The organism is Mycoplasmopsis gallinacea (assembly GCF_900660495.1).
GTDB lineage: Bacteria > Bacillota_I > Bacilli_A > Mycoplasmatales > Metamycoplasmataceae > Mycoplasmopsis > Mycoplasmopsis gallinacea.
In genome coordinates this window covers 341,232-355,892 of the sequence record NZ_LR214950.1, presented here as the reverse complement: position 1 = coordinate 355,892, position 14,661 = coordinate 341,232, and the positions used below count along the sequence as shown (strand labels likewise).

The 14,661-nt window shown below is 28.1% G+C and carries 10 protein-coding genes; 7 read left to right on the top strand and 3 right to left on the bottom strand.

Features of this window, described 5'->3' with window-relative positions; translation table 4 throughout:
* Positions 1 to 19 precede the first annotated feature (19 nt).
* Positions 20 to 574, bottom strand: a complete 555-nt coding sequence (locus EXC51_RS01310) for an inorganic diphosphatase (protein ID WP_129620163.1) — start codon at positions 572 to 574, stop codon at positions 20 to 22.
* Positions 575 to 621: 47 nt separating this feature from the next.
* Here EXC51_RS01310 and EXC51_RS01305 point away from each other — a divergent pair, with 47 nt between their 5' ends.
* The 5 genes from EXC51_RS01305 (at position 622) to EXC51_RS01285 (ending at position 8,720) form a co-directional block, all read left to right on the top strand.
* A complete protein-coding gene (locus tag EXC51_RS01305) occupies positions 622 to 975 on the top strand; it encodes a hypothetical protein (RefSeq protein ID WP_129620162.1) in 354 nt (117 codons plus the stop codon).
* A gap of 170 nt (positions 976 to 1,145) precedes the next feature.
* The gene (locus EXC51_RS01300) at positions 1,146 to 3,590 is read left to right on the top strand and encodes a PTS transporter subunit IIABC (protein WP_129620161.1); all 2,445 of its coding nucleotides are present in this window, start codon (positions 1,146 to 1,148) and stop codon (positions 3,588 to 3,590) included.
* 111 nt (positions 3,591 to 3,701) lie between these two features.
* Positions 3,702 to 5,825 (top strand): MIP family Ig-specific serine endopeptidase, encoded by a 2,124-nt coding sequence (locus EXC51_RS01295; RefSeq protein ID WP_129620160.1) that lies wholly within the window; start codon positions 3,702 to 3,704, stop codon positions 5,823 to 5,825.
* A 23-nt stretch (positions 5,826 to 5,848) separates the two neighbouring features.
* The gene (locus EXC51_RS01290; RefSeq protein WP_129620159.1) at positions 5,849 to 6,598 is read left to right on the top strand and encodes a nuclease-related domain-containing protein; all 750 of its coding nucleotides are present in this window, start codon (positions 5,849 to 5,851) and stop codon (positions 6,596 to 6,598) included.
* Position 6,599: 1 nt separating this feature from the next.
* Positions 6,600 to 8,720 carry a Tex-like N-terminal domain-containing protein gene (locus tag EXC51_RS01285; protein ID WP_129620158.1) on the top strand — a complete coding sequence of 707 codons (2,121 nt, stop codon included), beginning with the start codon at positions 6,600 to 6,602 and terminating at the stop codon, positions 8,718 to 8,720.
* A 50-nt stretch (positions 8,721 to 8,770) separates the two neighbouring features.
* On the opposite strand, the gene EXC51_RS01280 is transcribed toward EXC51_RS01285, so the two are convergent.
* Positions 8,771 to 9,778: a hypothetical protein gene (locus tag EXC51_RS01280; RefSeq protein WP_129620157.1), complete on the bottom strand. Its 1,008-nt coding sequence runs from the start codon at positions 9,776 to 9,778 to the stop codon at positions 8,771 to 8,773.
* Positions 9,779 to 9,886: 108 nt separating this feature from the next.
* Positions 9,887 to 10,933: a hypothetical protein gene (locus EXC51_RS01275; RefSeq protein ID WP_129620156.1), complete on the bottom strand. Its 1,047-nt coding sequence runs from the start codon at positions 10,931 to 10,933 to the stop codon at positions 9,887 to 9,889.
* 133 nt (positions 10,934 to 11,066) lie between these two features.
* On the opposite strand from EXC51_RS01275, the gene EXC51_RS01270 reads away from it, so the two are divergent.
* Both EXC51_RS01270 and EXC51_RS01265 read left to right on the top strand, forming a co-directional pair.
* Entirely contained in the window at positions 11,067 to 12,074 is a 1,008-nt protein-coding gene (locus EXC51_RS01270; RefSeq protein ID WP_129620155.1) for an ECF transporter S component, read from the top strand.
* 11 nt (positions 12,075 to 12,085) lie between these two features.
* On the top strand, positions 12,086 to 14,485 hold the full coding sequence (locus EXC51_RS01265; RefSeq protein WP_129620154.1) for an MAG1360 family OppF-related protein: 2,400 nt from the start codon (positions 12,086 to 12,088) through the stop codon (positions 14,483 to 14,485).
* Positions 14,486 to 14,661 lie beyond the last annotated feature (176 nt).

Sequence of the window (14,661 nt, the reverse complement as noted above, 5' to 3'; positions counted from 1 at the left end):
TGGCTTTAGTTACTTAAAATTAAGCTGTATATTTTTCTGGGTGTTCTTTCATCATTTTTTCAATGAATTCTTTTTTATCCATTGATCCGTATTTATCCATTAATTCGACACATTCAGCATATTCTTCTAATGCTCACTGAACATCTTCGAATCCATTAACTGATGTAATTCCTGGACGTTTTCAGTTTTTGTATGTTGAAAAGAAAGTTCTTACTGTATCAATAAATGGAGCCGGAAGATCTTCGAGTGTATTAATGTGATCTAAACGGTAATCATCGTGATGCACAGCAATTAATTTTGTATCTGTTTCACCATCATCAATCATTTTCATAGCACCAATAATACGAGCATTTAATGTAGTTCCTGGCATAAATGTTTCTTCTGAATAAACAAGTACGTCAAGTTCATCACCATCTCAGTCAAGTGCGTTAGGAATAAAACCGTAATTTGCAGGGTATTTAAAATCTCCTCTTAAAATACGATCAACTTCAATTTCACCTGTTTTACGGTTATATTCGTATTTAATTTTTGAATATTTTTGAATTTCAATTTTAACTTTAATTATATTTTTCATATTTTAATAATATACCAAAATATTGTTTTTATTGTAAAATTATTTTTATGAATACACTTTTAAATTTCTTATTAGAAGCTGAAAATAATGCAACTATTGCTTCAGCTTCACAAACTGATAATCGCACAAAAATTGTTTTAATAATAATGGGAATTCTACTTTTGCTTCTTGGGATTACTGTGTTTCTTTTTTATACAGTTACTTCGAGAAAAATGAAAGAGTTTAAACAAAAACAACTTGAGCAATACAGAATTAACCACCCAAAGAAAAAACACCTTTCTTATGATCAAACGGGACTTTACGTGCCTTCATGAGAAAGAGCTAAATACCAATCACCACTAATAATTGGGCTTGTACTTTGTATCATTGGAATTTCATTTATAACTAGTCAGTTAGCATAACACTTCCACAAATGTGGAAATTTTTTATATTTATTGCATTTTTATCATTTTATGATCCATTTTTGTAAAAAAATTTTCAATTTTGATATAGTTAAAAAGTAAAATTTTTACAATTTTTTACAATTTATAAATTAAATTTAAATTTCATAAAGTATATAGAAAGGACGTTAATGAAGTCTTTATTTCAAAAAGTGTCTTTTTTTTCAAGAAAAAAAGAACCTAAAAATTTAGATAATAGCTCTTCAAAGAATGTTCGTAAGGTACTTTCAAAAATTTCAGGCGCATTCATGTTACCTATTTCTGTTATGGCTATTGCCGGATTTTTCCTTGGAGTTGGAGCCGCAATTGCTAGTGCAGGAGTAGGTACTGGATGAGAAACTTTTGGGAAATTCATTGCCCAATTAGGTGATCCTGTTTTTAGTGCTTTACCACTTCTTTTTGCTGCTGCATTCGTTATAGCTTTCACTGATGAAGCTGGGGTCGCAGTCTTTGCAGCAATTATTGGATACTTTGTATTCAATGCTATTCAAAGCGTATTTATTTGAGATCATATGGTTGAAGAAACCAAAAATGTAAAAGGGATTCTTGAGGGAACAACCAATCAAGAAGCTACAGTTTCAGTTAAAGAATCTGTTCTTAAAGGTTACACAATTCTTTTTGGTGGTGCTGGAAGAAATCCTGAATCTCTTAAAGCATTAGTAGGTACTACTTTAGGTACTAAATCATTACAAACATCAGTATTTGGAGGATTAACAGTTGGTCTTGTTGTTCAATGACTTTACAACCGTTTCCACCAAATTCAATTACCACAAGTTATATCATTCTTTGGAGGAAAACGTTTTGTTGCTATCATAACAATGCCTTCAATGATTGTTTTAGCATTTGCTTACCTTCTTTTATGACCATGAGTAGGGGTTGGTCTTAGTGCTTTTGGTAATGCGTTAGGAAAAGTTCCTTACGGATTTGAATCATTTATTTTCGGATTTGTTGAAAGAGCACTTGTTCCATTTGGATTACATCACGTGTTCTATGCTCCGCTTTGATACTCAAATGCTGGTGGGGATCTTAGTGAGTCATTAAAAGTATGACAAGATGGTTTTGTTACAGCTAAACAAACAATGGTTCCAGGAGAAAGTTTAACTGAACTTATTAAAGCTGTTTCTGCTGAACCTACAAAATATGTTGGTGATTCAACAACTTCAAATGCATTATTAAAATTCCCATTCAACACTATTACATGAACAGTTAATGGGCAAGGACATTCATTACCATTATTTGAATTTGTTTCAAATGAATTAGGATTTAAAATCGGAAGATTTATGGATGGTAAATTCTCATTTATGATCTTTGGACTTCCAGGAGCTGGTCTTGCTATGATTTTAGCAGCTCCAAAAGAAAATAGAAAAGTTGCATTAAGTACAGTTCTTCCTTCTGTTGTTACATGTATCGTAACAGGGGTTACAGAACCTATCGAATTTACTTTCTTATTCTTAGCACCATGATTATTCTGAGGAGTACATGCTGTTTTATGTGCATTCTCATTCATGTTTGCTAACCTTGCTGGTGTGCATGTTCCAATGGCATTCTCAGGAGGATTATTAGACTTAACAATTTACGGAATTATTCCAGTTCAAAAAGGAACACACTTCTGATGATCACTTGTTATTGGACTTGGATACTTCCCAATTTACTTTGGATTATTCTTCTTCTTTATTAAACGTTTCAACCTTGAAACCCCAGGAAGAGGAAACAACACAAAATTATTCACTAAAAAAGATTTCTTAGCTAAAAAAGATGGTCTTTTAGGTGAAGTTGATCCTAAAGCTTTAGCAGTAGTTCAAGCTTACGGAGGACTTTCAAACATTACTGCATTTAACAACTGTGCATCAAGACTTAGATACGACGTTGTTGATGCTTCATTAGTTGATCAAGATGCTCTTAAAGCAGCTGGTGCATCCGGTATTAAAGTTGAAGGACAACACCATGTTCAAGCTATTTTTGGACCTGTTGCTGAACAATTAAATTCAAAAATTAAAGGACAAAGAGAAATCATTGCTAAATGAGAAGCAGAAAATAAAGATAAAGAAGTTGCTTTTGAACAACCTGTTGTTGAACAGCAAGAAGAAGTAGTTTCAGAATCTTCAACAGTAAATGTTGAAATTAAAACTCCTGCAAGAGGAAAATTCTTAAACATCGAAGAAGTTAATGATGGAGTATTTTCTGCAAAAATGATGGGTGATGGTTTTGCTATCGCCTTTGAAGCTGATAAAGTAGGAAATGTTCACTCTCCAGTTGAAGGTGTTGTTGATTTAGTATTTGATACAAAACACGCATATGGAATTACAACAAAAGAAGGTGTAAAAATGTTAATCCACATTGGAATTGACACAGTTACACTTAACGGAGAAGGGTTTGAAGCTTTAGTAAAAGCTGGTGATTCAATTAAAGCTGGTGATTTAATTGCTAAAGTAGACCTTTCATTACTTAAAGAGAAAAATATTCAAAGTGATGTAATTGCTGTAGTTCTTTCAGAATCAACACACACAAATGTTGAATTCGTTGCACAAATTGGTGATGAAATCGCTTTAGATACAGTAGTTGCTAAAGTTCATTAATATTTTCTAAACATTAAACACATCAAGCATTTGGTGTGTTTTTTACATCTTTATTTCTTTTTTTCGTTAATTCTTTATAATTTGTTTATATTAATATTGGAAAGAGTTTTCATGATAATTCAAAAGTTCAGAAAATTAATCTTAATTGTAATTTCACTAGTTTTTGGAACTAGTGCGTTTTTTAGTTGCAATTCACCAAAATCAAATACTTTAGTTAGTGAAAAATCCACAAATAAAGAAGTATATAACAATGCTTTAGAAAGTGAGAATTCATTTAATAATAAAGCTGAAAACCCTACTGAAAACACTCAAGAAAATAATTCTAATGATGATGAGAGAACCAATGAAAATTCTAATTTAGATAATGAGAGTGTAGCAGGTGAATCGCAAGAAACTACTAATAATCAAAATGATGAAAATGCCTCAGATTTAGTTGAAAAAGAAACTATCAATAAAGAAAATCCCAACTTACAAGAAGAAAATAATAAAGAGCTTGAAGGAACTTCTAATACTAATAATAGTGAAAATGATAATAATGTTTTAGAAGATAATACTCAGCTTCCAAGTGGTGAAAATAACAAAGAAAATAATTCTACTCCGATTAACGAACCAAACCAAAATGATCAAAATTCAAATAATCCATCAGATCAAGAAGTTAGTTCTCACGATGATGAAAGTCAATCTGGTAATAATCTAGAATCAAACAATGAACACACTAATGATCAATTTTTAGAAAACAATGTTAACGAAAATCAAAAAAGCAGCGAAAATTCAAACTCAAATAATAATGTTGAACAAACAAATGGGGTTGAAAATGTAGTATATGATTCACCTGAAGAAAGTTCTGCTACTGAAGATGCAAATAGCTCTAAAACAGCTGAATATTACTACAATGAGTTTCCAAATGCTTATAAATATAATGACGCGGTTCCTAATTACTACAAATTGAGTACAAATAATGAGTATTTAGATCAAATTAGAAAACGTAGTTTTTCACTAGTAACATACTTTGATGATGGAACTTATACTGCTGGAACTCTTTGATTACTTGATTACAAATTAATTAAAGAAAAAGATGAATACAAGCTATTTTTTGGAACAAACTATCATGTTGCTGTTGAACTTTTTAGCAAATTTGATTATCCAGAATATAGACAGCCAAATAGAAATAAAGCTATTTCTCGTCTGTTTATTGCAATAGGAAATAGTAATTCTGTATTTAATGGTAAGTTAGAATATATGGAAATTTCGCTTGATAATTTACCTAGAACTTTCTTTTTATCTCGTAATTTTATGAAACGAGAAGCTTATCCAGATTATGTTGAAAATAAAGTTTATTACACTGATTTTGCTGTAATTGAATGAGATTTAAAAGTAAGTAAATATTCAAAAGTAAAGAAAAATATACCTATCTTAAAACAATTAGTTATCGAAGCTCCAAGACTAATTGATGAATCAATTGCGAAAGTGAAAAATAATGATATTTCAATGTTTAATAAGGAAATCCCTTATTCAAGCTACGATTATCGTTCATTTTGACAAGCAAGAGCAAATATGATTGGAGTTGATAACTTAGGTAATTTAAACGAAGTAAATACTTATGAAAAAGCACAAGAGATTTCTAATTTTTTAGGTAATATTTTAAAAGATAATAGAGACTTGAAATATCGTTATCGACCAAATTCTCTTTTTGTGTATGGATTTCCTTCATATTCAGCTCAGCGGCAAGGGATTTTTTCTAATGTTTTAGACAAAGATTTAAATTCTTTAAATCGAAGTGATTGATATGGTAAAAAAGAAGTTCCTTTTCTACCACTTGACGAATTTCATAATAAACAAATAGCAGATCATGGAGCTAAATTTAACGGAGAAGATTTACCTTATTTTTATGGAGTAGCTTATCGAAGTGATCAAGCAAATAAAAGCGTTGGTGGTGTAAGCGGAAGCTTGGTTATTAATCAAGATGCGCTGCCAATTGGTGTGCTATTTGGAGCGTTAAAAAATGATTCTTTAGTTTACTTAAATGATGAAAATGAATATGTTACAAATCACACAATTCTTTTTATTCAATTTGTGCAAAGTGCTAAACTTTGAAATGAAAATGGAACAATTTATCCGTACAATTTAATTGATGGAAGAGATAAAACAAAATATCCACTTCAAATTAATTCATATAAAGAACAACTTGATAAAATTTATGGAAGTGAATATAAAACCACTATTTTTAATGTTTAAATAGCGATTGAAATGAGAGAGAAATGGATTCAACAAATAATAATATTGAAGTAGCTAACGGTGAAGCTACTACTGAAAAAGCTAAACAAACAGTCCAAGCTGTATCTAAAGTAATTGATTCAAATGCAGTTATTGCTCTTATTGTCATTTTTACTTTAATCATCTTAGCAGCATTTGGCTATTTCCTTTATTGATACTTATGAAAATATCGTAAAAACTTAAATATTGGGTATCAATTTGAAGAGAAAGTCAACAATTTAATCAAAAACAACTTAGACATTCCAGAACTTAAATTTAAAGAAGGCGGAATGTACTCATATGATTCAAAAATGTATGAGCTGGATTCTTTTATTATTAGCGATAAATTCGCAATTGTTTTAGAATATAAAGCTTATCAAGGGACAATTAATGGCGATGGTAATAAACCCGATCTTTATTTATCTAATTCAAAAAGCAAGAAAATTAAGATTAAAAACCCAATTCTGCAAAACGAAAAACACCTTGCTCACTTTCAAAAAACAATTGGAAAGAAATTCCCTAAAGTTTCAATTATCGTCTTTCCAAAAGATACCAAAATTGATGTAAGCAATATTCAAAAACACGTTCTATTAGTAACAGAAGATAAATTAATTGAAAAAATTAAATTAATTCACAAACAAAGTGATAAGCTTCCTGTTGTTTTTGATACACAAGATGTAATGAATTTACTTGATTCAATGAGAATCAACAGTCAAAAAGAACACCGTAGATTTAAAAAGATGATAGGTAAATAAAATGATAGAAAAAGCAATTAAAGATACTTCAAAACAACTAAATATTTCAACTAAGCAAATTGAAATAGTACTTAATTTCTTAAGTGAAGGGAACACAGTTCCTTTTATTTCAAGATATAGACAAGATGCCACTGGTGGACTTAATGAAGAGCAAATTTACCAAATTGAGTCAATTTATAAATATAACCAAGAGTTAAATAAAAGAAAAGAGAGCATCCTTGCTATTTTAGAAGAGAAAAACATTTTAACTGAAGAACTTGCAAACAAAATTAAAAATGCAACTACTAAAAGTGAAGTGGAAGCAATTTATGAACCATTTAAATTGGGAAAAATTACAAAAGCTAGTGAAGCTATCAAAATGGGTCTTGAGCCTTTTGCAAAAATCATTTTAGAAAACAAAAACCCTAATTTTGATATCAAAAAAGAAGCTCAAAAATACTTAAATGAAAAAGTTGGTTCAACTGAAATGGCAATTGAAAACGCTTTTTACATTATTTCCCAATGAATTAGTCAAGATCCAGATGTTCGTCAGCAAATCAAAAACAACATTTTAACATATGGAAAAATTCAAACTTCCCTTAAAAAGGGCGCAAATGATGAAGAAAATAAATTCAAAATTTATTATGAATTTATCATTCCGATCAAATACATTAAAAATCATAATGTGCTTGCTATTAACCGTGGAGTGAATTTAAAAATCTTAAAACTAGATTTTGTTTATCAAGAAGAATTTCTAAAAAATATCATCGCAAGAAAATATATTAAGCAAAAATTCAACCATAAAAACATTATATTAGCAATAGAAGATTCTTTAAAAAGGTTAATTCTGCCAAGTATTGAAAGAGAAATTTTTAATGATTTATTTGAAAAAGCCGAAAAAGCTTCAATTCAAATTTTTTCAAATAATGTTGAAAAAATGCTTTTTGCTCCAGCAACTACCAATCATATTGTTTTATCAATTGACCCAGGGTATGCAAACGGATGCAAAATGGCGGTATTAAATGAAAACGGTGATTTATTAAAGCTTGCTAAAATCTATCCACATGAACCGCAAAAACAAGTGGATAAAGCTAAAAAAATTATCTTGGATTTAATCAAGGAGTTTCAAGTTTCTATTATTGTCATTGGAAACGGAACTGCTTCAAGAGAAACTGAAGAATTTGTAGCTGAAATAATTTCTAAAAACAATTTAAACGTTAAATATACAATTGTTTCTGAAGTTGGAGCCAGTGTATATTCGGCTTCCAAAATAGCTTTAAAAGAATTTCCTGATATTAGCGTTGAAGAAAGAAGCGCTATTCATATTGGAAGAAAATTCTTAGATCCACTTAATGAACTTATTAAAATCGATCCTAAATCAATTGGGGTTGGGCAGTACCAACACGATTTAAATCAAAAAGAATTAGATGAATATTTAGCATTTAAGGTTTCAAAAGTTGTTAACCAAATCGGAGTAGATGTTAACACAGCTACCGAAGAAATTCTTACTCATGTTTCAGGGCTTAAACCAAGCACTTCTAAAAACATTTTAGAACTCAGAAGAGAGCTTGGGAATTTTGAAGATCGAAATCAAATTAAAAAAGTTAAAGGCCTTGGCGCTAAAACTTATGAGCAATGTATTGGTTTTTTAAGAATTTTCAATTCTAAAAACTTCCTAGACAAAACCTTCATTCACCCTGAATCATATAAACTTGCTAATACAATTATTAAGGATTATAAAATCACTCCAAATGAACAAGGTGTTGATTTATCATTTTTAGATGCTAATGAACTTGCAGCTAAATATAATAGCAATTTTTATGAAATAGACTTAATTATCAAAGCTTTATCAAATCCGATTAAAAATATTGATCGAAATAAAACTGGATTTATTCTTAAAAAAGATATTACTAAAATGGAAGATCTTCACATTGGGACAGAAATTGAAGGAACTGTTGAAAACATCACAGACTTTGGATTATTTGTTTATATCGGCATTAAAAAATCACTTTTTATTCACATTAGTAAAATCAATTTAAAAGATAAAACTATTTATGAATCATTCTCTCCAGGTGAAGTTATTAAAGCCAGAATCACCGAAATGGATAAAGAAAACAACCGTATTGGTGGTGAAGTTATTTAAGGTTGCAAAGAAAACGACACAGCAATGACTGTGTCAGTTTTTGTTAATTATTATTCAGGAGATATGATAAGTTTAAGTGCTTCAAAACTTGATAGGTATAATGGGAGAGTTTCTGCAATTTGTTGTTTCATTAATCTCATAAATTCTAAAATTTTAGCTTTTTCGCTTGAACTTAATTGTTTTACTTTTTCACCATTATTAATTAATAAATCAAAAATTCATAATGATTCGTTAGGAGCACCTTCTTTAAATAAAGCATCCGTTAATTTTTGCGCTTCTTTTTTATCAAATCAATCATTTTCATTTTTAATTTCTTTATTTTTAAGTAAATCTACAATCTTTTTAAATTCTTCTTTTGAATTCATTAGCACTGGAACAACAACATTAGTAATTTCATTTACAATATCCTCTTCACTAATTTGGCCTCCAGCTAATTTTTCAACAAGAATACCCATATTTGGAATATTTGCGACAGGAAGTTTTAATATGCTAGGTAAAGCCATGGAGATTATTGTAGCAAGTTCTTTATCTTGAGTAGGAATTGAAGCGAAGAAGTTTTGCATATTTTTGAAAGTATTATCTTTTCCAAAAACATATGTCATATATAAACGAGCAAGTGCTTTTACTTTGTTTTCAATTACTGATGGATTTTCATCTTTAGCAATGCCTTCAATAACAGCAATAAAATTTTTATTAAGTTGATTTATTTTCGCAAGGTAATTAACTCCAAAAAGTACTTGACTATGTTTCTTTATCGACTCTTTGTATTTTTCAAAAAAATTCAATTCACTTCATTTATCAATAAAATGATTCAAATCTTGCTCATTTTCAAATGCATTACTTGAAATCTCCTCATTTATTGCTTTAAAAATAGCAAGTAATTGACCTCAAATTTGAATTTGAGTTGTTTTCATTTCTTCAAATTTAACAACATGATTATCGGCTTGTTTTTCTTCTTCAGTAGCTGCTTTTGTGTTGTTGCATGAAGTAAAAGCAAATGCTGAAGCCACCCCGCCAAGTGAAAGTAACAATAATTTGTTTTTAAAAAGTTTTTTCATCTTTTGATCCTTTTTTAATATTTTTAATTAACTAAATTATATATATTTGTGTAAATGTTTATTAATTAAAAACCCTTCCTGGTAAAGAAAGGTTTTTAATTACGGTTATTAACTAAAAAGATTGGCTGATTGTGTTCAAAGCCGGCTGTTATCTCCGAAAATGCTTCCACTACTATATTTCATTTCTTCTTTCACCTCTCTTAGGAGTTGTAAAAATTTATTTTTTTCATCTTTGCTTAATTTTTTAACTTTTTCACCACCATTATATATGATGTCGTTTAAATTAAAATATAGTTTCTTTACTCTTTCATCTAATAATGGATTTGGTTTGAATTGCAAAAGAATGTCGTAAAAATTTAATTTTGTTAAATCGTTATCACTTTCAATTTTTCAATTTTTTAATCTGTTAATTAGGTCCAATATTGTTTGTTTGCTTTTTTGATCAACTTCTGAAAGGGCAAAAAACAATGCTAGAATATTACTATCACTTAATTGATTGATTTGATATTCTAACGATGAATCAAAAGTTTCATTATCTTTAAGCATTAAGTCAATCGTCTCTTTTGTTATTGCAAAAGGCAAATCGCTTCCTGAACTTAGCATTGAAGTGTTGCTAGTTAAAGCGCTTAAAAGATCGCTTTGATTTGTTTGAAGATCATTTAAAAAACTCTTAATATTTTGAAGTCAAGAATCTTTTCCGAAAACAGATTTAAGAACCGTTTTAATAAATTCTTTTAATTTACCTTTTAAGATAATTTTATCTCTTCCTTCTTTGCTTGCATATTCAATTAAAGAAATGAAATCATTTTTAATTTTGTTTATTTTACCAATATAATTTTGTGACCCAAAAAGAGTTTTAGCACCTTTGTAAATAACTTCTTTATTTTTTCCTTTTTCATTTATTTGCTTTATAAATAAATCTAAATCATCAGAAGTTTCAAAAGAATTATTATAAAAAGCATTTGAAAGAGCTAAAGCGGATTTATATGAATCCGCTACCGCTTCTTTTGTATAATTTTCAAAAGCTTTAAATGTTAAGCTATAATCATCTTCTTGTTTTTGTTCCTGTTTTTGAGCACATGAAGTAAAACCAAATGCTGAAGTAACCCCACCAAGTGAAAGTCATAACAATTTATTTTTGAAAATTTTTTTCATTTTCAACCCCCCTCCTTTTTTCATACGTATTTTGCAACTAATATAATTATATCTTTTGATTGCATATAAAATGCGGAGTATTTAAAATAAAATAATAAAACAATTCGAAAATATTAATATAAAATATAAAAATATGAAAAAGGTAATTGGTCAATTGTCATTTTTTAAATGAATAAGAGATTTAGGGATTATTCAAAAATGAACCATCCGCAAGATGGTTTTTGTTGCTATCTTGATTTCTATCTCTGTTGCTTTTACAATTATTTCAGCGCAACTTGTCCCAATTATTGCTCTTCCTACCTACAAGGTTTCTTTTTTAGGGCTTCCAATTAAAATTACCGGATTTATCTTTGGACCACTTATTGGTGGTTTTGTTGGATTAGTTTCTGATTTGCTTTCGCTAATTTTTATCCCGCCAGCTACTTATAACCCGCTTTATACTCTTGCAGCAACAATTAATGGAGTTGTCTCAGGAATTTTTGGATGATTCTTTATCCGCTTTTTAAATTATGCTTTTGGGGTTGAATTTAGGATTAAAGTTTATAGCGCAAAAATTCAATACTATGGAGATAAATATAAATTAGCTGTAGCTAAAAATGATGAAAAGCTTATTAATAAATATGCTTCCAAAGTTATTTACTTCAACAATAAAAGAACTTATGTAAAACAATACGGAACCATTTCAATGCTTAAAAACATTAATATGATTGTTGGAATGCTCTTTTTATTAATTATTATTGCAATTATTGTCTGATACATTGGTTTTGTGGTTAAAGATGATTTAATTCAAAGAAGTTTAATTAAAGACCGAAGAGGAATTTTAGCTCTGATGCTTACTGGAATTTCAAGTCAGTTTTTCATGATTACAATTTCAAGATTTAAAATGAAAAGTTCAACTTATTTAAAAATAGTTCCAATTATTATTTTCTCAGGGTTTTTAGAACTTATTAATGTTCCAATCCTTTCTTTTGCTGACTTATATGCACTTGGAAGCAATGATAATAGTGAAATATTACTTTGAATCTTGCAACACGTGATCTCTTCACCGCTTAAAATTTGATTCAACATCTTTGTTATTTATTATTCATATACAATCATTTCTAAGTTAATTGATAAAAACAAAAATTTATCATATAAATAATTGGAGTTTGTATGGACAAAAAACTTTTTATTAAACTCGAAAATTTATTTATTTATGATCAAAATTACCCTGTAAAAACGCTTTATATCCCTGAACTTGAAATCTATAAAAATTTAAAGGCTGCTTTTTATATTAGTGAAAAAAATGATGTTTTAAATTTTTATAATCTCTACAATGGAATTTTAAAAAACAAAGAAGTACTTTTATCTCTTTTCGAATACGAAAGTAGCAGCTATAAAATTAGGAATGTGCTTCATAATAAAAAAGATGTCTTTGATGAAATTTCAGTTTTTAACCTTAGCGACATTATCAAAGAAAAAGATAATGATATCCCGCTTTTTAGTATCTGAAATATCTGTAGCAAAATGAAACCATCAAAAAAAGAAAAAGACATTTTTAAGCTCCTTTCAACTAACTTAAAAATCACTTTAAAAAATGTCTTTTTTAACATCATTGCGAGCCAAGCTGAAAAAATCATTGCTCTTAACAATGATTTTCTTAAAGAAATTAACATCCATTATTCTAAAATCAAAAACAAGCAAGTTGTTATTAAAGATGAACTGATTCAGATCCATAGTCATTTAAATGAAATTACTCGTGAATATCAAAACAATTTATTTGAAGTTTACATTGAAATTATTAAAGATCTTTTTGAAAAATATTATTTACTTCAAGAAAATTATTTTAAAACAGAAGTGTCTAACCAAAAGGATGTTATTAAGCACTTAGAAAAAGAACTTTATTATTTAAAATTAATTGACTCTAAGTCAATGCAATACGTAATTAATGATATTAAAATTAAAAACTATCAATATGATCTTTACTTTTTTAAAGATTATGCAAAACAAATTAAGTATAAATCATCCAAGTTTTTAAAAAGAACCTTAAAAGATATTAAAGTTAAAATTTCTACACTAAAATTTAAGCAATCATTAATTATTAATAAAAAAGGGAACAAAGAATTTGAGTTTCTTGAAAAGCAAATTTTAGCTTATGAAAAAATTGCTCATACTTTCAAAACTAATTTCAAAAAAATTGCCTTTCTTTCTGAAAATGATTTATGAAACCTTAAAAATATAATGGAACAAGAAGCTGACTTCTTTGTTCAAAATATGAACTTTAGCTATAAGAAAAATTTAACTATTTCTTATAAAAGCGCTCTTAAGCTTTTTATTTTTAATGAACTTAGCTTTTCATTAGATAAATGAATTATTCATTCATATAATAAAATGCGTAAGATTCAAAAAACCATCAAAGATACCGAAGCCCAAATTAATGAATTAAAAAATAAGAAAATTGAAAATAAAATCACTCAACAAAATAAGCTTGATATTTTAAATACTCATGAAAAATTAAATTTAGCTAAAGCTGAATATAAATGATCTGAAGATAACCAAAAGAAACTTTTTAACAACTTAATTAAAAATAAGCAAAATCGTTTAAAAAGATTAGTAACTAATGTTAAAAAAACTAAAAAAGAAATCTTCTTTATTTTGAAAAAATTCACTTCAGCTCAAATTGTCACCAGAAACAATTTTCACAAGCACCAAAGCAATATTTTCGATGAATATTCTAGCTCGCTCACTAAATTTATGCAATTTAGCTTTTATGAAGAGCTTCTTACTAACTTTTATAATTTCACCTTAGATAACCTTGAAAGTGAAAAATTCAATAAATACTTTTTAACTCTTCAAAGATTTTATAAATGCCATGATGCAGTTTCAGTTGCTAATGCTAACTACTTAATTGCTTATAAAGAGCAAAAAGAAGTTGATAAAATCAAACTTAAACTATCTCAGTTTTATTTAGATGAAACTTCTTTATTAATTATTAAAGATTCAAATAATATTAATGAATATACCCGGAATGAATTTATGCGGGTACTTTCTAAAATTATGGATATGAATGATCTTACCCCTGTATTTATTAGTGAGAATTTAGATTTTATTTTAGAAAATTTTGACCTACTTTATATCTTTAGTAATAACACCATTATTGAAAAAGGACCAATTGAACTTCTTTCAAGAAGACAAATTCACCCCTTTTCACAAAAATTATTTATTCAAAAGCATAATAATGCACTACCTTTTACAAAAGAGTTTTGAATTCGAAATATTCAAAATCAAATTGACCATAAGTTCCATACTGTCTATGGAAACTCAGATGAGATAGTGCGTTGATCAATGAGTAGTTCTAATTTAATTAAAAAAGATATTTCCCAATTAGACGAAAACGTAGAAAACAATTCAACAAATGAACTAATTAGTTACTACTATGGGAAAGAAATCAATATTAGCAATATTGACCCGAATGTTGTTAACAAAAACGCTAATCCCAAAATTTTAGAAGATCTCATTGAAGCTTCTTCTAAAACTGGTGAAATAGACTTTAATAACGAAGATATTTATTAATATAAAAGTATTAAAATTTAACTTAAGCGCAAATTCAAAGAATTTTGCGTTTTTTATTTTGCTATTTCAAAAAGCAGTGTTATAATAATAGCACGCAAATTTAAACAAGTACTTTTAAAAATACTCAAAAATAATTTATAAAAATTGTTTTTATTTAAAAAGTTTATGCTATAATA